Genomic DNA, 24,125 nt, shown 5'->3' with positions numbered 1-24,125 from the left:
TCCGAGCGCCCCCGGTACAGCGGACGCTCCCGGCATCAGATTGTCCGTGTACACGCACTCGGCGTGGCACGAGGAGAGGGCTGACGACCATGGCACTGCACGGGCATTCCCACCGTCCCGCGGGCATCCGCTTCGCCTTCCGGCGCACGGGCAGGACGGACGGCACCGCCGCCGTCCGGACGGACGGCCACACCGCCGCGGCCTCGGCGACGGCCCTGGCACGCACCCTGGCCGGGCTGCGTCTGATGACGGCGTTCACCTTCCTGTGGGCGTTCTTCGACAAGACCTTCGGCTGGGGCTACGCGACGCAGTCCGGCAAGGGCTGGATCGACGGCGGCTCCCCCACCAAGGGCTTCCTGAGCCACGTCGCCGCGGGACCGATGGAGTCCACCTTCCACTCCTGGGCCGGCGACACCTGGGCCGACTGGCTGTTCATGCTGGGCCTGCTCGGCATCGGGCTCGCCCTGGCGACAGGTGTGGCACTGCGCCTGGCCGCGGTGGCGGGCACCGCGCTGATGGCGCTGATGTGGGCCGCCGAATGGCCTCCCGCGCGCCATCTGTCGGACGGCGCCCTCAGCGCGTCCTCGAACCCGGTGATCGACTACCACGTCCTGTACGCGGCCGTCCTGATCACCCTCGCCGTGGCCTGCGCGGGCCGCACCTGGGGGCTGGGCACGCTGTGGGAGCGGCTGCCGTTCGTGGGGCGCAGCCGCTGGCTGAAGTGAACGCGGGAGCCCCGGCCGGAGGGCGTGCGGCTCCTCCGGCCGGGGCTCTCGCGTGTGCGGCGCCCGGCGTTCAGTTGCCCTCGCGGTGATCGTCCAGGGCCGCGCGCCCGGCCTCCAGACGGGCGATCGGGACGCGGAACGGCGAGCAGGAGACATAGTCGAGCCCGGCTTCGTGGAAGAAGTGCACCGACTCCGGGTCACCGCCGTGCTCGCCGCACACACCGATCTTCAGGTCCGGGCGGGCGGCGCGGCCTTCGGCCACCGCGATCCGCACCAGCCGGCCCACGCCCTCCCGGTCGATCGTCTCGAACGGGGAGACGGGGAAGACGCCCTTGTCGAGGTAGACGGAGAAGAACGCCGCCTCTACGTCGTCGCGGGAGAAGCCCCAGGTGGTCTGGGTCAGATCGTTGGTGCCGAAGGAGAAGAACTCGGCTTCCCGCGCGATTCGGCCCGCGGTGAGCGCGGCCCGGGGCAGCTCGATCATCGTGCCGACGGGGCAGTCGACGGCGGCACCCGCCTCGGCCGAGACCGCGCTCAGCACGCGCTGCACCTCTTCGCGTACGAGACGCAGCTCCTCCACCGTGCCGACGAGCGGCACCATGATCTCGGCTCTCGGGTCTCCCCCGGCCTTCCTGCGGACGACGACCGCCTCCGCGACGGCTCGTACCTGCATGGCCACCAGCCCCGGCACCACGAGGCCGAGCCGGACACCGCGCAGGCCGAGCATCGGGTTCTCCTCGTGCATCCGCTCCACGGCCGCCAGCAGTTCGGCATCCCGCGCGTCCGGTGCCCCGCCGAGGGCCTCTTCGCGCGCGATGCGGACGGCGAGCGCCGTGCGGTCGGGCAGGAACTCGTGCAGGGGCGGGTCCAGCAGACGGATCGTCACCGGCAGACCGTCCATCGCCTCCAGGATGCCGATGAAGTCCTCGCGCTGCAGCGGCAGCAGCGCGCCGAGCGCCTCCTGCCGCTCGGCGTCGCCGTGCGCGAGGATCATGGCTTCGACCAAGGGGCGCCGCTCACCGAGGAACATGTGCTCCGTGCGGCACAGACCGATGCCCTGGGCACCGAAGCGCCGTGCCCGTGCCGCGTCATCGGGTGTGTCCGCGTTCGCACGCACCTCCATGCGCCGCACCGCGTCGGCCTGTTCCATGAGCCGGTGGACGTCCCGCACATCCTGCTGGGCTCCGTCGCCGGGTGCACGGCCGCCCCCTTCGAAGTAGCCCACGACGGCCGAGTCGGCGAGGGGTACGGAGCCCAGGCGTACCTCTCCCGTGAACCCGTCGACCGAGATGACCGTTCCCTCTCGCACCGTGACGCCGCCCAGGGCGGTGAAGCACCGCCCTGCCGGGTCCACCGTCAGCTCCGAGGCGCCGCACACGCACACCTTGCCCATGCCGCGGGCGACCACGGCAGCATGGCTGGTCTTGCCGCCCCGGCTGGTCAGCACGGCCTGGGCCGCCACCATGCCGGGCAGGTCGTCGGGCGTGGTCTCCTGCCGTACGAGGACCACCTGCTCCCCTGCGGCGGAACGCCGCACGGCCTCACCCGCGTCGAACACTGCCGCGCCGACCGCGGCACCGGGGGAGGCGGGGATGCCACGGGCGATGGCATCTCCCTCGGCCGCGGCGCCGAAGCGCGGGGACATCAGGCGCGCGAGCCCCTCGCCGCTGACCCGCCGCAGCGCCTCGGCCATGGTGATCACGCCTTCGTCGGCGAGCTGCCCGGCGATGTTGAACGCCGCTTGCGCGGTCCGCTTGCCGACGCGTGTCTGCAGCATCCACAGTCTGCCGCGCTCGACGGTGAACTCGATGTCGCACAGGTCGCGATAGTGCGACTCCAGCCGCCGCATGTGACCGCGCAGCTGCTCGTACGCGGCCGGGGCCAGCCCTTCGAGATCGGTGAGGGGAACCGTGTTGCGGATCCCGGCGACGACGTCCTCTCCCTGGGCGTCGGACAGGTAGTCGCCGTAGACGCCCGTCCGGCCGGTCGCGGGGTCGCGGGTGAAGGCGACACCGCTGCCCGAATCCGCTCCGTGATTGCCGAACACCATCGTCTGGACGGTGACCGCGGTGCCCAGGTCGTCCGCGATGTGTTCACGGCGGCGGTAGAGCCGGGCCCGTTCGCCGTTCCAGGAGGTGAAGACGGCGAGGACGGCCCGCCGCAGCTGCTCGGCCGGGTCCTGCGGGAACTCCTCGCCGGTCCGCTCACGGATCAGGTCCTTGAAGGTCTCGACGATCCTGATGAGCTCGCAGCTGTCCAGACGGCTGTCGTCCTCGACCCCGCTCTGCCGTTTCACATCGGCCAGAACGTCCTCGAACAGCGCGCTGTCGACGCCCATCACCGTACTGCCGAACATCTGCACGAGGCGACGGTAGGAGTCCCACGCGAACCGCTCCCGCTCCGGCGACTTGCCGAGGCCGAGAACCGAGAGGTCGTTGAGCCCGATGTCGAGGATCGTCTCCATCATGCCGGGCATGGAGAAGCGGCCTCCCGACCGGACCGACACCAGGAGCGGGTCGTCCACCTGTCCCAGCCGTCGGCCGGTGGCCTGTTCGAGAGCGGAGAGGTGGGTGGCCACCTCCCCGGCCAGTTCGGCGGGCGGCTCACCAGTGGCCAAAAAGACCCGGCACGCCTCGGTGGTGATGGTGAATCCGGGTGGTACGGGGAGTCCCATCCGGACCATCTCGGCCAGATTGGCGCCCTTGCCCCCGAGCAGGTCGGCCATGTCACGGCCGCCTTCGGAGAAGTCGTACACGTAACGCACCATGGCTGCTCTTCCTCCCGGAGCGACTCGTCACCCGCGCCCGCGGCACTCGGGCTCCACCGCTACGCCGAAGGCCCGGGATCGAGCTGGAAACCCGTCACCAGATCCGACCGGATGAGCAGTGCGGCCTTCATCGTGCCCGCCGCCCAGGGCCGGAACGTCTTCGTGAAGCGGTCGAGCGTGGCACGGTCTTCGATCAGGCGGGCGTAGCCCGTCACGACGACGCTCCAGCCGAGGTGCGTGTCCGGATCGATGGCGTCCGCCTCGTAGGCGACCACGACGGCGGAGCCTGGCCCGGGCGCGTCCAGCGAGGCGAAAGCCGCCCCTTCGTGCAGGCAGACGATGATGTCGTCGCCGTCCATGAGATGGTTGACCGGGCGGACCGCAGGCAGCGCACCCTGGGTGAAGACGACCCGGCCCAGCGACGTCGTGGCCAGCAGCCGCAGCGCCTCCTGGCGGTCGAGCGGAGTCATCCGCCGCGGTGCCACCGCCTCGTCCCGGTCACCCAGGTCCTGCCCGCCGATCTCATTCATCGCGCACCCCATGCCTCCGGCCCCCGTTGTGCTCCACGGTCCCTTTCGGCCTCGCTTCTCTGACAGGGCCGAACGGACCCCACTTGGGCGCCCGGCGAGGCCATCAGGCCCACACTCGGCGGGAAGGGCCCGTTCGGCCCCTCACACTCGGCCCCGCACGGGCGTAGAGCGGAGGCAGGCAAGGAAAACCGCGGTTCCGCTACGGACGCTCCGCCCGTTCCGTCCGGCTGCCGGCCGGCGCCCACGGGGACGAGGCCACCGCCGACCACAAGGACGGTGTTCTGACCATCACGGTCCCGAGAGCGGAGCCGAAGGCGAGCACCCGCACGATCACGGTCCGGCGCACCTGACCGTCTCGTGTGCGATGCCGCACAGGCCCGTGCGCCTGGGGTCGCCCCCCGGCGTACGGGCCTCTCCCTTCCCGGTCAGCCGTGCGGCACCACGGCCACCGGGCACAGCACATGGTGGATCACCGAGTGGGCGACCGGGCCCAGACGGTCGCCCGTGCCGGGGCCGCGGCCGACGACCAGCAGACAGGCCCGGGTGGAGGCCAGCAGCAGATGGTGACCCGCGCGGCCGTGGACCGCGTGCTCCCGTACTTCCATGTCGGGGAACTTGCGCCGCCATGCGGACAGCGCCGCGGACAGTGCGTGGGCCTTCTCCTCCGCCGGGTCGTCCGCGTCCGCCGACGGCACCAGCGGCACGCTCCAGGCGTGCAGGACGTGCAGCGGCGCGTGCCGGCTCGCCGCCGCGTCGAAGGCGTACGCGAGCAGTTCATCGCTCGGGTGGGCCAGGTCGAGCCCGAGGACCACGGGCCGGTACCGGCCGTTGCCCGCCAGCCCCTCCCGCTCGTCCTCGGGCCGCTCCCCCGCGCGTACCAGAACGACCGGGCACGCGGCGCGCGCGGTGACGTCGAGGGCGACCGAGCCGACCAGGAACGCGGCCAGTCCGGTGAAGCCGCGCGAGCCCAGGACCAGGGCCTCGGAGGTCTCGGCCGCCTCCACCAGGGTGACGGCGGGCTGCCCCAGCGCGTGGGCGGGCCGGATCTCCAAGGTGGGGTGGCAGTAGGCGAGTTGGACGGCGGCCCGGTTCAGGGCCGTGCGCCCGCGCTCTGCGGGCACGTCCAGTTCGGGGAGGAAGGTCCGCTCGCCGGGTTCCTCGTCCACATGGAGCAGGTGCAGGGGAAGGCCGCGCAGCACGGCTTCGCGGGCGGCCCAGTCGGCGGCGTCGTGGCTTTCGCGCGAGCCGTCGATACCGGCCGTGATGTGGCGTTGCATGATCCACCTCCAGTGGGGATCAGCCGGTCCAGGTCCAGTCGGCGACCTCGGGCAGATCGGTGCCGTGGTCGCGGATCCAGGCGTGGTGGCGAGTGCGGGTGTCGGCCATGGTCTGGCGGACGACGGCCGCGCGTACGGCGAGGCCGGGGACGCGGTCGATGACGTCCATGACGAGCCGGTACCGGTCGAGGTCGTTGCGGACGACCATGTCGAAGGGCGTGGTGGTGGTGCCGGACTCCTTGTAGCCGCGCACGTGGAGCTGGCCGTGGCCGCCGCGGCGGTAGGTGAGCCGGTGGATCAGCCAGGGGTAACCGTGGTAGGCGAAGATCACCGGCTTGTCGCGGGTGAACAGCGCGTCGTACTCGAAGTCGGCCATTCCGTGCGGGTGCTCCTCGCGGGGCAGCAGTTTCGTCATGTCGACGACGTTGACGACACGGACTGCGAGGTCCGGGAGGTGGCGGCGCAGCAGCCCGGCGGCGGCCAGGACCTCCTGGGTGGGCACGTCTCCGGCGCAGGCCAGGACGACGTCGGGCTCGCGGTCGCGGCTCTCGGAACCGGCCCACTCCCAGATGCCCGCTCCGCGCGCGCAGTGGCCGCGGGCCTCCTCCAGGGAGAGCCAGTCGAAGCAGGGCTGCTTGCCGGCGACGACCACGTTGACGTATTCGCGCGAGCGCAGGACGTGGTCCGCCACGGACAGCAGGGTGTTGGCGTCCGGCGGGAGGTAGACCCGTACGACCTCGGGGCTCTTGTTCAGCACATGGTCGACGAAGCCGGGGTCCTGGTGCGAGAAGCCGTTGTGGTCCTGGCGCCAGACGTGCGAGGTGAGCAGGTAGTTGAGGGAGGGGACGGGGGCGCGCCACGGCAGGCCCCTCGATGTCTTCAGCCACTTGATGTGCTGATTGACCATCGAGTCGACGATGTGGACGAACGCCTCGTAGCAGGAGAACAGGCCGTGGCGCCCGGTGAGGTTGTAGCCCTCCAGCCAGCCCTGGCAGAGGTGTTCGGACAGGATCTCCATCACACGGCCGTCGCGGGCCAGGTTCTCGTCGGTCTCCAGGATCTCCGCCTGCCACGCCTTGCCGGTGACCTCGAAGAGGGCGCCCAGCCGGTTGGAGGCGGTCTCGTCGGGGCCGACCACGCGGAAGTCGCGCCGCTCGGCGGTGTCGGCCATCACCTGGGCCAGCAGACCGCCGAGGACGCGGGTGGGCTCGTGCAGGGTCGCGCCCGGCTTGTCGACGGGGACGGCGAAGTGCTCCAACGGCGGCAGGGGCAGTTCGCGGGTGAGCAGGCCACCGTTGGCGTGCGGATTCGCGCCGAGCCGGCGTTCGCCGTCCGGGACGCAGGCCAGCACCTGCTCGGTGGGGCGGCCGTCGGCGTCGAACAGCTCCTGCGGCCGGTAGGAGCGCAGCCATGCCTCCAACTGCCGTAGGTGCTGCGGGTCTTCGCGCACAGCGGCGAGCGGCACCTGGTGCGAGCGCCAGGTGCCCTCCACCGGTTCGCCGTCGACCTCGGCCGGGCCGGTCCAGCCCTTCGGCGTACGGAGCACGATCATCGGCCAGGACGCCCGTACGCCGGTCCGCTTGATCTCGGCGATACGGTCCAGGGCGTGGTCCATGGCATGGACCATCGCCTCGTGCACCTTGAGCGGGTCCGAGCCGGTGACGTGCAGCGGCTCGTGGCCGTATCCCCGCAGCAGGGAGTCGAGTTCGGCCTCGGGCAGCCGGGCGAGGACCGTCGGGTTGGCGATCTTGTAGCCGTTCAGGTGCAGGATCGGCAGTACGGCGCCGTCGTGGACCGGGTCGAGGAACTTGTTGGAGTGCCAGGACGCGGCGAGCGGCCCGGTCTCGGCCTCCCCGTCGCCGATCACACAGGCGACCAGCAGGCCGGGGTTGTCGAACGCGGCCCCGTAGGCGTGCGCCAGGGAGTAGCCGAGTTCGCCGCCCTCGTGGATCGAGCCGGGGGTCTCGGGAGCCACATGGCTGGGCACGCCGCCGGGGAAGGAGAACTGCCGGAACAGCCGCGCCATGCCCGCCGCGTCCCGGCCGACGTCCGGGTAGATGCGGGAATACGAGCCGTCCAGCCAGGAGTTCGCCAGCACCGCTGGGCCGCCGTGCCCCGGGCCCCACACGCACAGCGCGTCGAGCGAGCGCTCCTTGATCACCCGGTTCAGATGGGTGTGCACGAGGTTGAGGCCGGGCGAGGTGCCCCAGTGGCCGAGCAGGCGCGGCTTGATGTGCTCGGGCCGCAGCTCCTCGGTCAGCAGCGCGTTGTCCAGCAGATAGATCTGCCCCGCGGACAGGTAGTTCGCGGCGCGCCAGTGGGCGTCGAGGGCGGCCAGGTTCGGTGGGCGGTGCTTCGTCATGGTGTCTCCGGAGTCGTCAGGGGCGTGCCGTCGGTATGGGTACCGCGTACGGGGGGTGCTCAGTCGTGGGTACGACCCCCACCGGGCAGGGCGCGTGATGCGGCAGGGCGTGGCTGACCGGGCCGAGCCGCATGCCCAGGCCGGTCGTGCGGCGCCGGGCCCCGGCGACCAGCAGGTCGGAGGCGGTCGCCGCCTCCAGGAGCACGGTCCGCGCCCGGCCCTCCGGGGTCCTGCGCGTCACCCTCACCTCGGGGTGGGCGGCCGTCGCGTCCCGGCTCGGTCCCGAGCCGTCGACCCCACGATCAGCGGACGGCCGGTCGCCTCCACGTCTCCACGTCTCCACGTCTCCACGTCTCCACCGCCTCCACGTCTCCACCGCCTCCACGCCTCCACCGCCTTCCGGCCGCAGGTGTGCTCGGGAAGGCCGCCGCGGCCCTCCTCCCGGAGACTGGCACCGGCCGGTGGCGGGATACAGGGGCGAACCGGCCCTGCGGAGGGGTCATTCGGCCCCTGCCCGCCAAGGTGGCCGCGGGACACGCTGCTCGCATGGCTTCACGGACCCCTCGGCGGACTCTGCGGACTCGGCGGACTCAGAGGGCGGGGCGAGGGCCGCCCGGACACGGATGGACTATCACCCCCCTCGCACGGTCTGTCCGCACGGCCTGCCGCAGCTCTGCGAGGTGGAGCTCGATCCCGTTCTCGCCGGCCGAGCGGGGTGACCGCCCTCGATGTCCGGGTGCGGCTGCCCCCCGGCGGCCGCACGCCCCGTACCTGCGAAGACTGCGAAGGCTCCGATGAGGAGGAAGTAATGAAACACGCCAAGGTCGGTTCGGTCATGACGAGCGAGGTCGTGAGCGCGCGGACATCGGTCCCCTTCAAGGAGATCGCCCGCCTGCTGGCCGAGCATCACGTCAGCGGCCTTCCGGTGGTGGACGAGGACGACAAGGTCGTCGGTGTACTGTCCGAGACCGATCTGATGACCCGGCAGGCGGAGGCCGAGGACCCGTACGAGCCGCCACGCCGGTTCCGGCCTGCCGCCTTCGGGCGCGGTGCGCGCGCCCGAGGGAAGAAGGCCCGGGCCCGGACGGCGGGTGAGCTGATGTCCCGTCCGCCGATCACCGTGCGCGCCGACGACACGATCGCCGTCGCCGCCCGGACCATGGCGGCGCACCGCGTCGAACGCCTCCCCGTGCTGGACACCGAGGACCGGCTGGTCGGCATCGTGGCCCGGCGCGACCTCCTCCAGGTCTTCCTCCGCTCGGACGACGAGATCCGCGCCGAGGTCATCCGGGATGTGCTGGTCGGGACCCTGTGGCTGTCGCACGGCACGATCGACGTCACCGTGAATGAGGGTGTGGTGACCCTGTCCGGGCAGCTGGAACGGCGCAGCGAGGTCCGCCTCGCGGTGCGCGTGACGCGCATGGTGGACGGAGTCGTCGCCGTTGTCGACCAGCTCGGCCACCAGCTCGACGATTCGCACCTGCACCCGGACGCACCGGCCATGCACGGCATCGCCGACGACTGGCTGCGCAAGCTCTGAGAGGGGCGGTGACCCGCCATGAGGACCCGAGAGCGGTGGTGGCGATGGCGCCGCAACCCCTTGCGGCGCCGCTGCGACGTGGTCGAGGCATGGACCGCCCTGGCGTTGGGGATCGCGTTCCTCTTCGGCGTACCGGCTGCGGGATTCGCCGCGGGCGACGCGGCGTACGGCGCGGCGCACTCGACCGCCGTCGCCCAGCGGGCCTCTTCACGGCCGGTGGACGCGGTCCTCGTCCATGACGCGCCCGTTGACCTGCCGTCGGCCAACGGTGGGAGCACAGGCAAGGAGCGGGCAGCTGTGCGCTGGACCCAGGCCGACGGCACCGTACACACCGGAATCGCGAAGGTGAACTCCGCGACGCCCGCCGGTCAGCACATCCGGATCTGGCTCGACGTCCGCGGTCGCGTCGCCGACGAGCCGCTGGACGACAGCCAGGTGTGGCTCAGTGCCCTCTCGTGGGCCACCATCGCCGCCCTCGGGGCGGCAGGCACCCTGCTGACGGTGCGGTACGCCGTGCAACGGTACGCGGAACGGCACCGGTCGGCCGAGTGGGAACTGGCCTGGGCCCGCACCGAGCCCGGGTGGCGGCGCCCGCGGACCTGACCGGCCCGGCGCGAGGGCCGTTCGGCCCCTGTCAGCCCGTTCCGGGCTTGCCGACGCTGGGAGCAGCACCTCATCACCGTCACGAGTCGAGGAGGAACCCGATGGCCACCACCGGAGCCACGGCCCTCGACAGGGCGGGCCTCGGCGCCGTGGTCGCCGCTCTGGTGGCGGACGGCCACACCGACACGTCCCCGCACCCCGAGCGCGAGAAGCTGTGGAGCACGGAGCGCGCAGCGGACGGGACGCTGACGGTGTGTGAGGAGCGGGCCGAAGCCCCGTCGTACGCGTTCTTGGGCGTACACCCCTGCGATCTGCGGGCCATCGTGGTCCCGGACCGCGTACTGGTCTCGGGGCATTACACGCGCTCGGGCTGCCGGGAACGCCGGAGGGGGGCGTTCCTGATCGCCACCGAGTGCACAGAGCCGGGAGGCACGCGCTTCTGTGTCTCCATGGGGAGCGGCCCTGCCGCGGAGGACGGCTACGACCTCGCCCTTAGCGAGGTCGTCTCCGCCGCAGGGCACCGCTTCCTCGTCCGCGCCGACAGCGGCACTCCAGGGCGTCGTGAGCCGCAGCGACCTGCTCAAGGTCTTCCTGCGGCCCGACGAGGAGATCGCGGCGGAGGTCGCGCGCACCGTGATCGCCTGTCTCTTCCCCCGGCAGAGCGTCACGGCGACGGCGCAGGAGGGCGTGGTCACCTTTCACGGGGTGCTGCACGACCGCCACCTGGTCCCGGTCGCGGCGCGCCTCGCCCAGGCCGTGGAGGGCGTCGTGGACGTACACATGGACCTCACGGCACCGGACCTCACGGCACCGGCCGCGCCACCGCGGTGAAGTACCTCGGCGGCGAGGCCCAGAACCAGTACGCGCGGGCCGTGCACCGTCCGGGCGACGCCGGTGCGCGGGACGCGGTCCGCCGGATCTCGAAGCACTCGCCCCCCAGGGCGTGGCCGTGCACACGTTCGACATGCCGCTGGGCGAGCAACTGCCGCGTATCTGCTGAGGGTTCTCCGGCTCGCGAGGTCACGAGGTGGGGACCGTTCGGCCCTGTTCCCCGCAACGCCCTGTACGTCACGATCGACCACAGAAGCAACCACACCGCATCAGGGGGCGGCATGGCCGTAACGGAACACGACTCCAGGCCTACCATCGGGGTCTTCCTCGTCGACGACCACGAGGTGGTGCGCCGCGGGCTGCACGACCTGCTGGACGCCGAGCCCGACATCACCGTTCTCGGCGAGGCCTCGACCAGCGAGCAGGCCCTGGTGCGCGGCCCGGCCCTGCGGCCCGACGTGGCGGTCCTCGACGTGCGCCTGCCCGACGGCGACGGCATCACCGTCTGCCGCGAACTCAGGTCCCGCATAGCGGGATTGTCCTGCCTGATGCTGACGTCGTTCGACGACGACGACGCTCTCCTCGACGCGATCATGGCGGGGGCGGCCGGTTACGTCCTCAAGCAGATCAAGGGGACCGACCTCGTCGCGGCGGTGCGTACGGTCGCCTCGGGGCAGTCGATGCTCGATCCGGCCACCACCGCGCGGCTCATGAGCACGCTGCGAGGCCCCTCGGCGGAGGACGCGCCGGCCGGGGACCAGCGGCTCGCGGGCCTGTCCGCGCGCGAACGCGAGATCCTCGATCTGATCGGCGAGGGTTTCACCAACCGCCAGATCGGAAAGCGCCTCTACCTCTCCGAGAAGACGGTCAAGAACAACATCTCCCGGCTCCTGTCGAAGCTGGGCGTCGAGCGCCGCGTCCAGGCCGCGGTCATCGCGGCCCAGTTTCCTCCGGGGGACCGGTCTCGCTGACCCCCGGGCGCCGGACACCCAGCGGAACTCGCCATTCCAGCCGTGTGCCCCCTCCCTCCGCCGCTTCCACGACACACGTCCCGCCCCGCCCGTCGGCCCGCTCCGCGAGGTTGCGCAGACCGCTGCGCCGACCGGTCCGGACGGGGATCCCGATCCCGTTGTCAGTCACGGTCAGCGCGACCTCCCCACCGCGCACCACCAGCACCACCTCGGCCGCCGTGGCTTTCGCGTGGCGGGCCACATTGGTCAGCGACTCCCCCAGCACGGCCAGCACGTCCGCGCCGATGTCCCCCGGCACATCGACGTCGATCAGCCCCTCCATGCGCAGTGCGGGCGTGAAGCCGAGCGCGGGCGCGACGCCCTCCAGTGCCCGCACCATCCGTATCCGCAGCCCCGGGCCCGGCCCGTCGTGCGCGCGCAGCCCGAAGATCGTCGAGCGAATGATCTTGATCGTGGTATCGAGGTCGTCCACCGCCCGGCCCACCCGCTCCATGACCTCCGGATGCTGGATGAAACGCTGCGCGCTCTGCAGCGTCATCCCCGTGGCGAACAGCCGCTGGATCGCGAGATCGTGAAGGTCCCGCGCGATACGGTCGCGGTCCTCCAGGATGCTCACCTGCTCCGCGTCCCGGCGCCGGTCGGACAGTTCGAGTGCGAGCGCCGCCTGGTCGGCGAAGCCGCGCAGAGGCTTGCTCTCCGCCTCGCTGAACGGCGCCTGCCCCGCTCCGCGCGCCAGCAGAAGCACACCCCGGACGCCGTCCCGGGTGCTCATCGGCACCGCCACCGCGGGCCCCAGCCCCTCCCACCGGTCGGGCCCGTACGTCACCCGGGAGTCCTTCCGCACATCCACGGTGACGACGGCCGAACCCGTGCTCATGGCCGCGCCCGCGAGCGTCCCCTCCGCCGGCAGGACCAGACCCTGATGCCCTTCCGCCCCGCGGCCCAGGGCAAGGACACCCCGCAGTTCACCGGTCGCCGCCTCCACCAGGTCCACCACGCCCAGCTCGGCCGAGGTGATCTCACGAGCACGCTCGACCAGCACCTCCAGAACCTGCGACTCGGGCACCCCGGACAGCAAGGCGCTGGTGACCTCGGAGCCGGCCTCCAGCCACCGCTCCCTCAGCCGCACCTCCTCGAAGAGGCGGGCGTTCTGGATCGCCACCCCGGCCGCCACCGCCAGCATCGCCAGGACGGCCTCGTCCTCCTCGTCGAAATCGGCACCGCCGCGCTTCTCCGTCAGATAGAGGTTGCCGAACACCTCCTCCCCCACCCGGATCGGGACGCCCAGGAACGAGTGCATCGGCGGATGGTCGGCCGGAAAGCCGGAGGACGCCGGGTGCTCCGACAGCTCGCCGAGACGAAGCGCCACGGGGTGGCGGATCAGCTCGCCCAGCAGCCCGTGTCCCGACGGCAGCTGACCGATCTTGCGACGCACCTCCTCGGCGATCCCCACCGGCAGGAACTGCGTCAGCTGCCGCCCCTGCCCGATGACCCCGAGCGCCCCGTACTCCGCGTCGACCAGCACCACTGCGGCCTCGACGATCCTCCGCAGCACCTGCGGCAGATCCAGCTCCCGGCCGACCTCCAGAACGGACTCCAGCAGCACGTGCAACCGGTCACGCGTGCTGCGCACCGTGTCGATGCGCACTTGCAGCTCATCGAGCAGTTGATCCAGTCTCAGTCGCGACAGCGGCCGCGCCCCGTCCCGCCCGACCCCGCCCATCGGTCCCTCCCTGGGGATCCGCCAAAAGAAACCAGAGCTCCGGCTCTCACCGTAGCGGCAGCGGGACCTCCCTACTCACGCGATGCGCACACCGACGGGAAACGTCCGCTCCCGGCCGGTGCCGTGACGGGAGGCGTCCGCCCGGCTTCGAAGGCCCCACGACAAGCCGTCCGGATAGACCGGACAGAACTGTTCCCAAGTCGCTTACGCGCGCGTCGTCACCGACCGGGCGACTTTCGCCTGGCTGTGCGACGTCTACGTCGACCCCGCGCACCGCGGCAAGGGCCTCGGCACCTGGCTGGCCGGCGCCGTTCGCGACCACCTCGCCCCGTACAGGCTCAAGCGCGTCCTGCTCTCCACCCTCGACGCGCACGAGGTCTACGCGAAGGTCGGCTTCGCACCCCTGCCGGACCCCGACCACCTGATGATCCTGAATCCGCCGCAATGAACGCCGCAGTGAACGCCCACCGCGTACCGACGAAGGCTCACCCGGTCACCGTGTCCCCGTGACGATGAGCCACCCGCCACTCGCCGCCCTCGCGGCGGTACACCTGCGTCGCCCGCAAGGTGAACGTACGCGGCTGCCCGTCGACGGAGGTGGCGACGTGTTCAAGACCGGCCGTGTAGGCCATGTCGCCCACCACGTCGTACGCCTGCAGTTCGAACTCGTACGACGTGCAGTCGGAGAAGCTCTCCTCCAGGGCGGTGAAGAGCGTGCCGATCTCCTGCAGGCCGTTGGCGTTGCGCCACGCGCCCAGCACGCTCACGGGCTCCTTGCTCGACCACAGGGCCCGGCGGGGGCCCGCGTCGCCGTTGTGCAGCGCACGCTCCGCCTCGTACAGCGCGGTCCTGACCCACACCAGGAAATCGTCACGGTCGCTCATGTCCTCATCATGGCCCCGTCGAGTCGGCAACACCGCCGCGCGGCGCGACAACGGGCCGGAAATTCATTCCCCACCGCGGGGACAGGCACCGTACTGTGTCGCGGTGACGACTCAGATGATCATTCTCAACGGCGGCTCCAGCTCCGGAAAGTCCGGGATCGTACGGTGCCTGCAGGCCGTACTGCCGCATCCGTGGCTGGCGTTCGGAATCGACTCACTCGTCGACGCCCTGCCCGCGAGCATGCAGGCATCGCCCGACGGCATCGGGTTCGAGGCGGACGGCACGGTCAGCGTCGGGGCCGACTTCCGGGCACTGGAGGCGGCCTGGATGGAAGGCGTCGCGGCGACGGCCCGGGCGGGCGCCAGGGTCATCGTCGACGACGTCTTCCTCGGCGGAGCCGCCTCCCAGCAGCGCTGGCGCAGGGCCGTTGGCGACCTGGCCGTGCTGTGGGTCGGCGTCCGGTGCGAGAGCGCGGTCGCCGCGGCCCGTGAGACCGCACGGGGCGACCGGACCCGGGGAATGGCCGCATCCCAAGCACACGTGGCGCACGAGGGGGTCGTCTACGACGTGGAAGTGGACACGACACAAGCGGAGTCCCTGACATGCGCCCAGGCCATCGCCACTCACGTCATCTGATCGACGAGTCGACGCTCAGCCCGAAGCCTCCCCCCTCCCCCACTACTCACGACGAAATGAGTAGCCGCCCCCACGCGCCCCGGACAGCCCGCCCCCTAGCCTCTCGATCATGAGCACCGAGCAGCAGACCCCCACCCCGTCGGCCCGGGTGACGGTGGGGCAGGAGTGGACGGGTACGGCGTCGATGGTGCTGGGCATGGTCGCCGTCGCACTGTTCGGATGTCCGCGGCTGCCCGGCTCCGTTCCCTCGCAGCTCCGTTACTTCCCTCTGTACCTGACCGTGCCCCTGGGGATCTGCGCGATCGTCCACGGCATCGCGGATCTGCACCATCTGCGCGGTGAAGCGGGAGTCGACCGTCGCCGTGCTCGCGCCGGGGTCGCGCTCGGCCTGGTGGCCGTCGCGGTGCCGCTGGCCCTTGTCGTGTGGGCATGCGTGACCTTGAGCGAGTGACCGACGGCGAGGGCAAGGGCGGCCTCGCCGCAGCCGAGGCCCCGTCCGGCTCCACCGGCGGCTAGGGCCTGTTCGGCGGATGTTGTCTGGGACGTGGGGTCCTGGCACGCCCTCCCCCAAGGCCTCAAGGGCCAGGGGGGACCTGGGACCCCCAACGGCGTTGTCGTCGGCTGCCGACTCCCCCAAGCTCTCGACTTCGGTCGAGCAGGGGGCACCCCCATCGCGTCGACCCCCTCCTCCGCCTTGCAGCATTGGGGTCTCCCCTGCTCGAACGAAGTGGAGAGCTTGGGGAAGCACCAGGACCCCGCTCACCAGGACCGAAAGACGCAGGCACCTCACGGGCGACCAGATCCGCCGGACAGGCCCTAGCCCGGCCGACCGACCTCGACCACTCCCGTCTCGTACGCCACGATGACGGCCTGGGCGCGGTCGCGGACGCCGAGTTTGCCGAAGAGGCTGGTGATGTGGTTCTTGACGGTGGAGCCGCTGACGCCCATCGCCTCGGCGATCTCCACGTTGTCGAGGCCCGTGGCCATCAGCCGCCACACCTCCGCCTCGCGCGGTGTCAGACCGCTGATCTGTACGAGGGGCGGCTCGGGACGCTCCGGGGCCCTGACGTACGTCGAGATCAACCGCGTCAGCAGCCGGGGCGCGACAGCCGCCTCGCCCGTGTGCACCACCCGTACCGCCGCCACGAGTTCCTCCGGTGAGATGTCCTTCGGCAGGAACCCGCAGGCCCCGGCGCGCAGCGCGGCCACCACGTACTCGTCCATGTCGAAGGTGCTCAGCGCCAGCACCCGGCAGCCGGGCAGTTCCGCCGCGAGCCGGCCGGTCGCGGCGACGCCGTCGAGCACCGGCATGCGGATGTCCATCACGACGACGTCGGGTCGCAGCCGGTGGGCGAGGGCGACGGCCTCCTCGCCGTTGGCCGCCTCGCCCACCACCTCGAAGGCCGGGTCGGGGGTGAGGATCAGCGCGAGTCCGCGCCGTACGAGCGGCTGGTCGTCCGCGATCAGCACTTTGATGGCCTGCGTTTGCGTCACGTCGGCCGTCATCCCGTTCATCGCAGCGCCCCCTGGTCCGCCGTCAGCGGCAGCCGTGCCGCCACCCTGAATCCCGCCTCGTCCAGCGGACCGGCCTCGAACGTCCCGCCGTGCAGCGCGGCCCGCTCCCGCATCCCCACCAGGCCGTAGCCGGACCCCGATGCGGTGCCCGCTCGCACGAGCCCCTCGCAGGCGCCCGTTCCGTCGTCCGAGACCTCCACCGCCACCCCGTCCGGCTCGTAGGTCAACCGCACTTGGGCCCGCGCCTCGCCCGCGTACTTGCGCGCGTTGGTCAGCGACTCCTGCACGATCCGGAACACCGTCAGACCCACGCTCGGCGGCAGCGGACGCTCACCGCCCCGTACGTCGAGTGCGGTGGGCAGACCGGCCCGGCACGACTCGGCGACGATGCGCTCCAGGTCGGCGATGCCGGGCTGCGGGGCGATCGGCTCGTCCTCCGTCTCGTCCCCGGCCCGTAGTACGTCAAGGAGTTGGCGCATCTCACGCAGCGCCATGCGCCCGGAGCCCTCCAGTTCGACCAGCGCCTCCCTGGCCACCTCCGGATCACGGGCGAGGTTGGCCCGGGCGCCCCCGGCCATCAGCTGCATGGTGGTGATGTGGTGCGCCACGATGTCGTGCAACTCCCGTGCGATACGGCGCCGTTCGGCTGCCACGGCCCGGTCCGCCAGCAGCCGGCGGTTGGCCTCGATGTCCCGCTGCCAGCGGTTCATCACGGCCCCCGCGATGATCACGATCACGGCGGCGAGTGCATTGGCCACCAACTCCATCAGCGACGGCCGCGGCCACTTCGTCCAGTCCACCAGCGCCGCCACCGCGGCCAGCGACGCCGCCACCACCACGGGCGCGCTCCTGAACCGTACGACGGAGTAGAGCGCGACCACCACGGCGGCGCCGAAGTGCAGTGTCGTGGGCGTGGTCAGGTTCAGCCCGAGTCCCAGCAGCAGCACGGCCACGAGCACGAGCACCGGCGCACGGCGCCGCACCAGCAGCGGCAGCGCGGCGACCACCACCAGCACGCATCCGGCCACGGGGACGTCGCCCTGTCCCGCCAGGCTGGCGAAGGTGAAACTGAGCAGGTCCATGACCCCGGCGCCGACCGCGACCAGGCCGTCGTTGCGCGTCCAGGGCGCGTCGCCGCCCTGCCGGGTCGCCGGGGCCCAGGGCGCGGGGCGCGTGGTCACCATGACGGTCCTGATTCTGTGAGTAGCGGTCCGGGCCGCCGACGGTGTGCCAGTGGCCCTCGTTCCATGATCCCAGTCTCCCATCGGGAACCGGGCCAGTCCCGGGCCTGCGGTCCGATCCCGCCCTGGGACCAGGGTCCCAGTCCTCGCTCCCGGCCACCCCGAGCTCCCAGGCCGTATCTCCTCCCGCGCTCGGACGACTGCGTCCCGCCGCGCTGATGTGCTGGTCACAGGCCGAAAGCGCCGCACCCCACTCACCGTCGGAGGACAAAGTGATCCGCGCCCTGACCGGGTTCTCCACCCGCAGCCCATGGAAGGTCATCGCCCTCTGGGCCGTGGTGGGCATCTTCCTCGCCCTGCTCGGCCAGTCGCTGCTCTTCCGCGTCACCCAGAGCCAGAGCGGGGACTTCCTGCCCGCCAAGTACGACTCGGCCGCCGCGCTCAAGGTCGCCGAGGAGAAGTTCGGGGCGAAGCCCGATGCCAACGCGGTGACGGTGCTCGTCGCCCGGGCGGACGGCGAGCGCCTGACCGGAGCCGACCAGCGACGCGTCGGCGACATCGCCGCGGAGTTGGGCCGACGGCACGTCAAGATGCCCAAGCCCAGCGGGGACCAGCCGACGTTCCTGGCCGAGGACTACTCCCAGACGCCCAAGGTCAGTCCCGCCATGGTCGCTCCCGACGGGGGCTTCGAGCTGCTCTCCGTGCAGCTGACCGGCAACTCCACCGACCCCGGTATGCACGACCTCTACCGGGCCTTCCGCGACGACGTGAAGCACGAGTTCGCCGGTGCCCGGATGCGTACCGGCTTCACCGGCGGACTCGCCGACCTCGTCGACACCACGGAGGCGGAGGAGACCACCACCACCGTCGTCGGCGCGCTCATGGTCGGCCTGATCGTGTTGATCAACATTCTGGTGTTCCGCAGTGTGCTGGCCGCGTTCGTGCCCCTGCTGGCGGTCGCCATCATCAGCGGCGCGGCGCTCGGCGCGGTTGTGGGCGCCGCGTTGCTCACGGGCATCGACCTCGACACCTCCACCCCGAACCTGATCGGCGTCGTACTGATCGGCATCGGTGTCGACTACTTCCTCTTCCTCCTCTTCCGCTTCCGCGAACAACTGCGGGCCCACCCCGACCTGCCCGCCCGCGCCGTGGCCGCGGAGGTCACCGGCCGGGTCGGCACCGCGATCACCTCGGCGGCCCTCACCATCGTGGCCGCCTTCGCCACCCTGGGCATCGCGACCTTCGGGCAGTTCCGCGTCCTGGGCCCCGCCATCGCCCTGTCCGTGCTCGTCATGCTGCTCGCCAGCCTCACCCTGATGCCCGCGCTGCTCGCGGTCAGCGGGCGCAAGATGTTCTGGCCCTCCCGCGCCCTGCGGCGCGAGCCCCGGCCGGGCGCCGCCGGGCGCGTCGGTGACCTGGTCGCCCGGCGCCCGCTCACCCTCGTGGTCGCCTCCGTCGCCCTGCTCGGCGCGCTGGCGGCAGGAGTCGCCGGTATCCACATGGACTTCGACCAGACGGGCGGTGACAAGGACACCCCGGCGGCCGCCACCGCCGCCGAGATCAACCGCGCGCTGCCTGCCGGGGTGTCGGATCCGACCACCGTCTACGTCACGGCCGACCAGGGCCGTACGCTCACCACCCGAAGCGTCGACGCCCTGCCCAAGGCCCTCGCCAAGGTCCAAGGTGTCGGCCAGGTCGGTCAGACCGTGCTGAACGAGGACCGCACGGCGGCCCGCATCGACGTCTATCTCACCGCCGACACCCAGAGCAAGCAGGCCCGCGACCTCGTCTCGGGGCCGGTCCGCGACACCGTCGCCATCCACACGCCTGCCGGTACGGAGGCCCATGTCGGCGGTACGGCGGCCATCTTCGCGGACATCTCCACCGCCGTCGACCACGATCTGAAGACCGTGTTCCCGGTCGCCGCGGGCTTGATCGCCCTCATCCTGATCGTCCTGCTGCGGAGCCTGCTCGCCCCGGCCGTCCTCATGATCGCCGTGGGGCTCGGCTTCGCCGCGACGCTGGGTGCCTCCGCACTCTTCTTCCAGCACCTGCTCGACAAGCCTGGCGTCAACTTCGTCCTGCCGCTGGTGCTGTTCCTCTTCGTGGTCGCCCTCGGCACCGACTACAACATCCTCATCAGCGACCGCATCCGCGAGGAGATGGAACACCCGGGGCCGGCCCGGGCCGCCGTCGCCCGCGCCGTACGTCACACCGCTCCCGCCATCGCCACGGCCGGTGTGGTCCTCGCCGCCTCGTTCGGCAGCCTCGCAGTGAACGCGGCGCCCGCCACCCAGCAGATCGGCTTCGCGACCGGGCTCGGCATCCTCCTCTCCGCCTTCGTCCTGTCCATCGTGCTGGTGCCCGCGCTCGCCGCGCTCCTCGGCCGGAGCATCTGGTGGCCGGTCCGCCCGGGCCGCACCAAGGGCCGCCACCACGCCGATCCACTGGACGGCACCCGGCCCCACGAGGACCGCGTCACGGTCCACTGACACGCGATCCACGGACCCGGGCGACCACCGGTCGGCAGCCAGGGACGGCCGCACCCCTCACCGAGGCGGGGTGCGGTCGCCCCTTCGTACTTCCTCCGGCACTGAATCACGGTTGCATAACGAGTAATTCCACTGTGTGACATGTGCCATTGCACATGTCACATGATTTGACTGACCCCGTCGCGCCGCCATGGCGCGCCGACTGAGGAGGGCACATGCGAAGACCATTGGCACTGCTGGCCGTTGCGGTCTCCACCGTCCTACTGGGCAGCGCGGTCCCGGTCGCCGCGGCCCCCGACAGCGACAGTCGCGACACCGACGCGGGCCGGATCGCATGGACGTCCTGCGGTGACACCACGACCCCGGCGCTGCAGTGCGCGATGCTGGAGGTCCCGGTGGACTACGCCCACCCGGACGGGCGGAAGATCAAGCTCAAGCTCAACCGGCTGCCCGCCACCGCCCCCAAGGCCAAGCAGCAGGGTCCGATCCTGCTCAACCCCGGTGGCCCCGGCGACAGCGGTCTGTGGATGCCCGCCTACATCACCGGCCAGATCCCGGCCGACGTCGCCTCGACGTACGACTGGATCGGCTTCGACCCGCGTGGCACCAACGGCAGCGAACCCCATGTGGTCTGCGACGCGCACTACTTCGACGGCGAGCGGCCCGACTACCAGGTCGGCCACGGCACCGAGAAGGCGTGGCTCGGCAAGGCCGCCACGTACGCCGCCGACTGCGCGGCGGACTGGAGCTGGATCCTGCCGCACATGACGACGGTCGACAGCGCCCGGGACATGGACCGCATCCGCGGCGCGCTCGGCGCCAAGAAAATCAACTTCTACGGCGGCTCGTGGGGCACCTCGCTGGGCTCCACCTACGGCCAGCTGTTCCCCTCCCATGTGCGGCGCATGGTCCTGGACAGCATCGTCGGTCCCACCATCGCCTGGTACGACCACAACATCCTCCAGGACAAGGAGCATGAGCGGCGCTTCCGCGCCTTCGCGGAATGGACCGCCAAAGCCGACCCGGTCTACCACCTCGGCACCGACGCGGACGCCGTGATCAAGAAGTACTACGCCATGGAGGACGCGCTGCGCACCGCCCCGGTGTCCGCCGCGCCCGCCCCCGGCAAGATCGGGCCGGCCGAGTTCGAGGACACCTTCTACGGCGGCGGCTACAACTTCCTGCGCTGGCCCCGGATGGCCACGGTGCTCTCGGGCTACCTCACCCGGCACGACACCCGGCCGCTCACCATCGCCTACAACCGGTACGCCGCGCCGGGCGCCGACGACGGGGCCTTCCCGAACTACAACGCCACGCAGTGCACGGAGAGCGCCTGGCCCCGGGACTGGGAGTTCTGGAAGAAGGACCAGGCCAAGGTCAACGCGGTCGCGCCGTTCTACACGTACAACAACATGTGGTACAACGCCGCCTGCATGTTCTGGCCCTACCAAGGCGGACCGGGCCGACTGAAGATCACCGGCAAGGGCCTTCCGCCGGTGCTGCTGTTCCAGGCGACCGAGGACGCGGCCACGCCGTATGCCGGAGGGGTCGCGATGCGCAAGGCGCTGCCCGGCTCCAAGCTGGTCGTCCAGAACGGCGGCAGCTTCCACGAGGTCCTCTTCCACGGCAACGCCTGCCTGGACGACACCTTCGTCGACTACCTGCGCGACGGAACCCTGCCCGGCGGCAAGGGACTCATCGCCAAGACCTGCGCCCCCGAGGCCGACCCGGCACCGACGTACGTCGAGCCCACGCCGGCCGCCAAGGCCTCCGTGGCCGCGATCTCACCCACGGATCCGGAGGCCGTCCACGGGCGCTTCTGACCACCCGTCAGGGTAGAAGTCCGACGGGGAACCGACTACCGATGCGTGCTCCCGGGAGGGCCCCGGGAGCACGCGCGGGCTCAGGCGGTGCCGAGCGGGTTGAGGAGGGTGAAGCGCCAGCCGCCGTCGGCGTCCCGGCGGGCGATGTTGGCGGTAGTGCCGGTCGGGGCGATCCGTTCGCCGTCGGGGCCGTCGATCTCCATGGTCCAGTCGGTGACCAGGAGGGCGGTTTCCGCGCCGACGAGCGTATGCCGCCGAACGTTCGTCAGCCTGCCGCGGGCGGCGACGGTTCCGCCGATCTCCGCACGCAGCGCCTCGGTGCCGGCGATGTGCTCGCCGGCCACCGTACGCATACCCGCACCCGGGGCGAACAGGGCCAGCACACCGTCGACGTCGCCGACGTTCAGCGCGTCCTGGAACAGGATCGGCAGCTTGGCGGGGTCGGTGATGGCAGGGGACATGGTCGGGTCCTTACGTCACGAAGGGATGGTGGTGACGGCTCTTCGGCGCGGTGCCCGGCGTGGTGACCCGTCGGTGACCGGCGGGGTGCGCGTCGTTCGGCCGTGACTCCACAGTGCCTCCGCGGCCACCCTGCGGACGAGGTAGAGTCCGGACTCGACATGGTCGAAAGTGGACAGCGCGATGTCATCGACATCACCTACGACAACCCTGACCGGACGCACACCGGCATCGAGGTGCTGACCTTCGACATGCTGAAGTCGCGTCTGAAGAGCTCGGTGGCCCGTCGGCCGAGCCGTCTCGACTTCCACCAGATCATGCTCGTACGCGGCGGCGAGGGCACCGCGATGGTCGATTTCGTCACCTACCCCTGTACCCGAGGCACGCTGCTGCATCTGCGGCCCGGCCAGGTGCAGCGCCTGCCGTACGGCACGGACGGCCGCCCCGCCGACCTCGACGCCGTCCTGCTGATGTTCACGGCCGACTTCCCGCCGCCTCTGCCCGCGACGCGCGAGGTGCTCGATGGATTCGGCCCGGTGGCATGGCGTCTGCCGCCCGACGGGTTCGATGCTTTCGATCGCGCCGTGACGGAGATGGAGGCGGAATACGGGACGTTGCGAGAGGAGCAGACCCGTGACGCGCGAGTGCGCGCCGACACCGAGGCCGAGGCCGAGCTGACCGGCGCGTTGCTGCGCCAACTCCTCGGTGCGCTGCTCATCCGCATGGCGCGCCTTCCCGACCGGGCCGGACGGCCCGTCCCCGCCGCGCCCGGCGCCGAGGTCCACCTCGCCTTCCGGCGCGAGTTGGAGCACTCCTTCGCCACCACCCGCTCCGTCGAGGACTACGCCGCGCGCCTCGGCTACTCGCCCCGGACCCTCACGCGCGCATGCCTGGCCGCCACCGGCCGCAGCGCCAAGCAGCTCGCCGCCGCACGCGTCGCCCTGCAGGCGCAGCGGCTGCTCGCCCACACCGACCTGCCCGTGGCCGCGATCGGCCGCGCGCTCGGCTTCACCGAGGCCACCAACTTCGGGAAGTTCTTCGCCCGCGAGACCGGCCGCACCCCGGGCGAATTCCGCCGCGCCCAGCGGTGAGCCGAGCGGCCGTTACCGAACGCGCCCCGGAGTAACGGCAGTCCGCGCCGGGTCGGCCGCGTCGATGAGCTGGCGGAGCGCCCCGAAGAAGACCTCGTGGTCGACCACGGCGGGCAGGATGGCGGCAAGGTGCCCGGTCAGCACCGGGAATTCGGCGGGGTCCAGCGCGGCCAGTGCGGTGCGGGTGACGGCCTGGGCGGCGCCGGGGTCGCGGTGGTCGACGAAGCTCGCGCTGCCCAGGGTGAGCAGGTACATCCGCCGGTAGCAGGTGATCGCCTCCTGAGGCGTCATCCCGGCCGCGAGGGAATCGGCGAGTTGCGGCTCGACCAGGCGCTTGAGGAGCTGGGGGCCGAGCCAGGGGCGGGCGCCGCGCAGGGCGACCAGGCCCGGATGGGCGGCCAGCAGTTCGTACAGGCGCCGGAAGCGGGCCTCGGTGGCGTCGGTCCAGGCGGTGCCGGGTGCGATGTCGGGCAGGGATGCCGCGAGGTGGTCCACGCACAGGTCGAGGAGCCCGGCCAGGTCCGTGCAGCGGCGCTGGAGCGTGGCGTGGGCGATGCCGAGCCGGGCGGCCAGGGTCCGGAAGCTCAGGGCAGCGGTGCCTTCCTGGTCCACGATGAGCAGGGCCGTCTCGGCGATGCGCTCGGGGGTCGCGAGGTCGAGGGATGCGGATTGCCTGGGCATGTGAGCCAGCGTACGGTACATCGTATCGAACGT

22 protein-coding genes and 2 pseudogenes are annotated in these 24,125 nt (G+C 71.6%); 12 read left to right on the top strand and 12 right to left on the bottom strand.

Features of this window, described 5'->3' with window-relative positions; translation table 11 throughout:
• Positions 1-89 precede the first annotated feature (89 nt).
• Positions 90-725, top strand: a complete 636-nt coding sequence (locus ACZ499_RS24980; RefSeq protein WP_468678071.1) for a hypothetical protein — start codon at positions 90-92, stop codon at positions 723-725.
• Positions 726-795: 70 nt separating this feature from the next.
• Here ACZ499_RS24980 and ppdK read toward each other — a convergent pair whose 3' ends face one another.
• Both ppdK and ACZ499_RS24970 read right to left on the bottom strand, forming a co-directional pair.
• Positions 796-3,492 (bottom strand): pyruvate, phosphate dikinase, encoded by a 2,697-nt coding sequence (gene ppdK, locus ACZ499_RS24975; protein ID WP_468678069.1) that lies wholly within the window; start codon positions 3,490-3,492, stop codon positions 796-798.
• Positions 3,493-3,551: 59 nt separating this feature from the next.
• Positions 3,552-4,022: a pyridoxamine 5'-phosphate oxidase family protein gene (locus ACZ499_RS24970; protein ID WP_468678068.1), complete on the bottom strand. Its 471-nt coding sequence runs from the start codon at positions 4,020-4,022 to the stop codon at positions 3,552-3,554.
• Between the two features lie 209 nt (positions 4,023-4,231).
• Between ACZ499_RS24970 and ACZ499_RS24965 the strand changes: the two are divergent.
• Positions 4,232-4,372, top strand: a pseudogene (locus ACZ499_RS24965) (Hsp20/alpha crystallin family protein); the annotation flags it as partial.
• A 75-nt stretch (positions 4,373-4,447) separates the two neighbouring features.
• Here the strand turns inward: ACZ499_RS24965 and ACZ499_RS24960 are convergent.
• Genes ACZ499_RS24960 through ACZ499_RS24950 form a run of 3 tightly spaced genes read right to left on the bottom strand, consistent with a single transcriptional unit; the run spans position 4,448 to position 8,004 of the window.
• Positions 4,448-5,299: a universal stress protein gene (locus ACZ499_RS24960; protein ID WP_468678066.1), complete on the bottom strand. Its 852-nt coding sequence runs from the start codon at positions 5,297-5,299 to the stop codon at positions 4,448-4,450.
• Between the two features lie 19 nt (positions 5,300-5,318).
• Positions 5,319-7,661, bottom strand: a complete 2,343-nt coding sequence (locus tag ACZ499_RS24955) for a phosphoketolase family protein (RefSeq protein WP_468678064.1) — start codon at positions 7,659-7,661, stop codon at positions 5,319-5,321.
• Between the two features lie 16 nt (positions 7,662-7,677).
• Entirely contained in the window at positions 7,678-8,004 is a 327-nt protein-coding gene (locus ACZ499_RS24950) for a universal stress protein (protein ID WP_468678062.1), read from the bottom strand.
• 465 nt (positions 8,005-8,469) lie between these two features.
• Between ACZ499_RS24950 and ACZ499_RS24945 the strand changes: the two genes are divergently transcribed.
• Entirely contained in the window at positions 8,470-9,201 is a 732-nt protein-coding gene (locus ACZ499_RS24945; RefSeq protein ID WP_468678060.1) for a CBS domain-containing protein, read from the top strand.
• A gap of 18 nt (positions 9,202-9,219) precedes the next feature.
• Complete coding sequence (locus ACZ499_RS24940; RefSeq protein WP_468678058.1) at positions 9,220-9,804, top strand: Rv1733c family protein; 585 nt, start codon at positions 9,220-9,222, stop codon at positions 9,802-9,804.
• A gap of 79 nt (positions 9,805-9,883) precedes the next feature.
• On the opposite strand, the gene ACZ499_RS24935 is transcribed toward ACZ499_RS24940, so the two are convergent.
• Positions 9,884-10,126, bottom strand: coding sequence for a hypothetical protein (locus ACZ499_RS24935; protein WP_468678056.1), 243 nt, complete (start codon positions 10,124-10,126; stop codon positions 9,884-9,886).
• A 239-nt stretch (positions 10,127-10,365) separates the two neighbouring features.
• On the opposite strand from ACZ499_RS24935, the gene ACZ499_RS24930 reads away from it, so the two are divergent.
• Positions 10,366-10,635, top strand: coding sequence for a BON domain-containing protein (locus ACZ499_RS24930; RefSeq protein WP_468678054.1), 270 nt, complete (start codon positions 10,366-10,368; stop codon positions 10,633-10,635).
• Between the two features lie 281 nt (positions 10,636-10,916).
• Positions 10,917-11,606 (top strand): response regulator, encoded by a 690-nt coding sequence (locus tag ACZ499_RS24925; RefSeq protein ID WP_468678052.1) that lies wholly within the window; start codon positions 10,917-10,919, stop codon positions 11,604-11,606.
• Here ACZ499_RS24925 and ACZ499_RS24920 read toward each other — a convergent pair.
• Positions 11,566-13,329, bottom strand: a complete 1,764-nt coding sequence (locus tag ACZ499_RS24920) for a sensor histidine kinase (RefSeq protein ID WP_468678051.1) — start codon at positions 13,327-13,329, stop codon at positions 11,566-11,568. The two genes, ACZ499_RS24925 and ACZ499_RS24920, sit on opposite strands and share 41 nt — an antisense overlap.
• A 193-nt stretch (positions 13,330-13,522) precedes the next feature.
• On the opposite strand from ACZ499_RS24920, the pseudogene ACZ499_RS24915 reads away from it, so the two are divergent.
• Positions 13,523-13,777, top strand: a pseudogene (locus tag ACZ499_RS24915) (GNAT family N-acetyltransferase); the annotation flags it as partial.
• A 37-nt stretch (positions 13,778-13,814) separates the two neighbouring features.
• On the opposite strand, the gene ACZ499_RS24910 reads toward ACZ499_RS24915, so the two are convergent.
• Positions 13,815-14,213 (bottom strand): nuclear transport factor 2 family protein, encoded by a 399-nt coding sequence (locus tag ACZ499_RS24910; protein WP_468678049.1) that lies wholly within the window; start codon positions 14,211-14,213, stop codon positions 13,815-13,817.
• Positions 14,214-14,328: 115 nt separating this feature from the next.
• Between ACZ499_RS24910 and cpt the strand changes: the two genes are divergently transcribed.
• Together cpt and ACZ499_RS24900 are read left to right on the top strand one after the other, a co-directional pair.
• A complete protein-coding gene (gene cpt / locus ACZ499_RS24905; RefSeq protein WP_468678145.1) occupies positions 14,329-14,850 on the top strand; it encodes a chloramphenicol phosphotransferase CPT in 522 nt (173 codons plus the stop codon).
• A 109-nt stretch (positions 14,851-14,959) separates the two neighbouring features.
• Positions 14,960-15,301: a hypothetical protein gene (locus ACZ499_RS24900; RefSeq protein WP_468678048.1), complete on the top strand. Its 342-nt coding sequence runs from the start codon at positions 14,960-14,962 to the stop codon at positions 15,299-15,301.
• Between the two features lie 365 nt (positions 15,302-15,666).
• Here the strand turns inward: ACZ499_RS24900 and ACZ499_RS24895 are convergent, their stop codons facing one another.
• On the bottom strand, positions 15,667-16,365 hold the full coding sequence (locus ACZ499_RS24895; protein WP_468678046.1) for a response regulator: 699 nt from the start codon (positions 16,363-16,365) through the stop codon (positions 15,667-15,669).
• A complete protein-coding gene (locus ACZ499_RS24890; RefSeq protein WP_468678044.1) occupies positions 16,362-17,549 on the bottom strand; it encodes a sensor histidine kinase in 1,188 nt (395 codons plus the stop codon). The genes ACZ499_RS24895 and ACZ499_RS24890 overlap by 4 nt, the downstream gene beginning before the upstream one ends.
• A 269-nt stretch (positions 17,550-17,818) precedes the next feature.
• Here ACZ499_RS24890 and ACZ499_RS24885 point away from each other — a divergent pair, with 269 nt between their 5' ends.
• The gene (locus ACZ499_RS24885) at positions 17,819-20,038 is read left to right on the top strand and encodes an MMPL family transporter (protein WP_468678042.1); all 2,220 of its coding nucleotides are present in this window, start codon (positions 17,819-17,821) and stop codon (positions 20,036-20,038) included.
• 215 nt (positions 20,039-20,253) lie between these two features.
• Positions 20,254-21,861: an alpha/beta hydrolase gene (locus ACZ499_RS24880; RefSeq protein ID WP_468678040.1), complete on the top strand. Its 1,608-nt coding sequence runs from the start codon at positions 20,254-20,256 to the stop codon at positions 21,859-21,861.
• An 80-nt stretch (positions 21,862-21,941) separates the two neighbouring features.
• On the opposite strand, the gene ACZ499_RS24875 is transcribed toward ACZ499_RS24880, so the two are convergent.
• Positions 21,942-22,322 carry a YybH family protein gene (locus ACZ499_RS24875; RefSeq protein WP_468678039.1) on the bottom strand — a complete coding sequence of 127 codons (381 nt, stop codon included), beginning with the start codon at positions 22,320-22,322 and terminating at the stop codon, positions 21,942-21,944.
• 159 nt (positions 22,323-22,481) lie between these two features.
• Between ACZ499_RS24875 and ACZ499_RS24870 the strand changes: the two genes are divergently transcribed.
• A complete protein-coding gene (locus tag ACZ499_RS24870) occupies positions 22,482-23,411 on the top strand; it encodes a helix-turn-helix domain-containing protein (protein ID WP_468678037.1) in 930 nt (309 codons plus the stop codon).
• Between the two features lie 12 nt (positions 23,412-23,423).
• On the opposite strand, the gene ACZ499_RS24865 is transcribed toward ACZ499_RS24870, so the two are convergent.
• The gene (locus ACZ499_RS24865) at positions 23,424-24,092 is read right to left on the bottom strand and encodes a TetR/AcrR family transcriptional regulator (protein WP_468678036.1); all 669 of its coding nucleotides are present in this window, start codon (positions 24,090-24,092) and stop codon (positions 23,424-23,426) included.
• Positions 24,093-24,125: the final 33 nt, after the last annotated feature.

Source organism: Streptomyces sp. NPDC031265, from assembly GCF_055570295.1.
This window is presented reverse-complemented; position numbering and strand designations above follow the sequence as displayed.

Coding starts and splice junctions, on each gene's coding strand:
- ACZ499_RS24980 (WP_468678071.1), top strand. CDS start 90: ATGGCACTGCACGGGCATTCCCACCGTCCCGCGGGCATCCGCTTCGCC.
- ppdK (WP_468678069.1), bottom strand. CDS start 3,492: ATGGTGCGTTACGTGTACGACTTCTCCGAAGGCGGCCGTGACATGGCC.
- ACZ499_RS24970 (WP_468678068.1), bottom strand. CDS start 4,022: ATGAATGAGATCGGCGGGCAGGACCTGGGTGACCGGGACGAGGCGGTG.
- ACZ499_RS24960 (WP_468678066.1), bottom strand. CDS start 5,299: ATGCAACGCCACATCACGGCCGGTATCGACGGCTCGCGCGAAAGCCAC.
- ACZ499_RS24955 (WP_468678064.1), bottom strand. CDS start 7,661: ATGACGAAGCACCGCCCACCGAACCTGGCCGCCCTCGACGCCCACTGG.
- ACZ499_RS24945 (WP_468678060.1), top strand. CDS start 8,470: ATGAAACACGCCAAGGTCGGTTCGGTCATGACGAGCGAGGTCGTGAGC.
- ACZ499_RS24940 (WP_468678058.1), top strand. CDS start 9,220: ATGAGGACCCGAGAGCGGTGGTGGCGATGGCGCCGCAACCCCTTGCGG.
- ACZ499_RS24935 (WP_468678056.1), bottom strand. CDS start 10,126: ATGGCCCGCAGATCGCAGGGGTGTACGCCCAAGAACGCGTACGACGGG.
- ACZ499_RS24925 (WP_468678052.1), top strand. CDS start 10,917: ATGGCCGTAACGGAACACGACTCCAGGCCTACCATCGGGGTCTTCCTC.
- ACZ499_RS24920 (WP_468678051.1), bottom strand. CDS start 13,329: ATGGGCGGGGTCGGGCGGGACGGGGCGCGGCCGCTGTCGCGACTGAGA.
- ACZ499_RS24910 (WP_468678049.1), bottom strand. CDS start 14,213: ATGAGCGACCGTGACGATTTCCTGGTGTGGGTCAGGACCGCGCTGTAC.
- cpt (WP_468678145.1), top strand. CDS start 14,329: ATGATCATTCTCAACGGCGGCTCCAGCTCCGGAAAGTCCGGGATCGTA.
- ACZ499_RS24900 (WP_468678048.1), top strand. CDS start 14,960: ATGAGCACCGAGCAGCAGACCCCCACCCCGTCGGCCCGGGTGACGGTG.
- ACZ499_RS24895 (WP_468678046.1), bottom strand. CDS start 16,365: ATGAACGGGATGACGGCCGACGTGACGCAAACGCAGGCCATCAAAGTG.
- ACZ499_RS24890 (WP_468678044.1), bottom strand. CDS start 17,549: ATGGTGACCACGCGCCCCGCGCCCTGGGCCCCGGCGACCCGGCAGGGC.
- ACZ499_RS24880 (WP_468678040.1), top strand. CDS start 20,254: ATGCGAAGACCATTGGCACTGCTGGCCGTTGCGGTCTCCACCGTCCTA.
- ACZ499_RS24875 (WP_468678039.1), bottom strand. CDS start 22,322: ATGTCCCCTGCCATCACCGACCCCGCCAAGCTGCCGATCCTGTTCCAG.
- ACZ499_RS24870 (WP_468678037.1), top strand. CDS start 22,482: ATGGTCGAAAGTGGACAGCGCGATGTCATCGACATCACCTACGACAAC.
- ACZ499_RS24865 (WP_468678036.1), bottom strand. CDS start 24,092: ATGCCCAGGCAATCCGCATCCCTCGACCTCGCGACCCCCGAGCGCATC.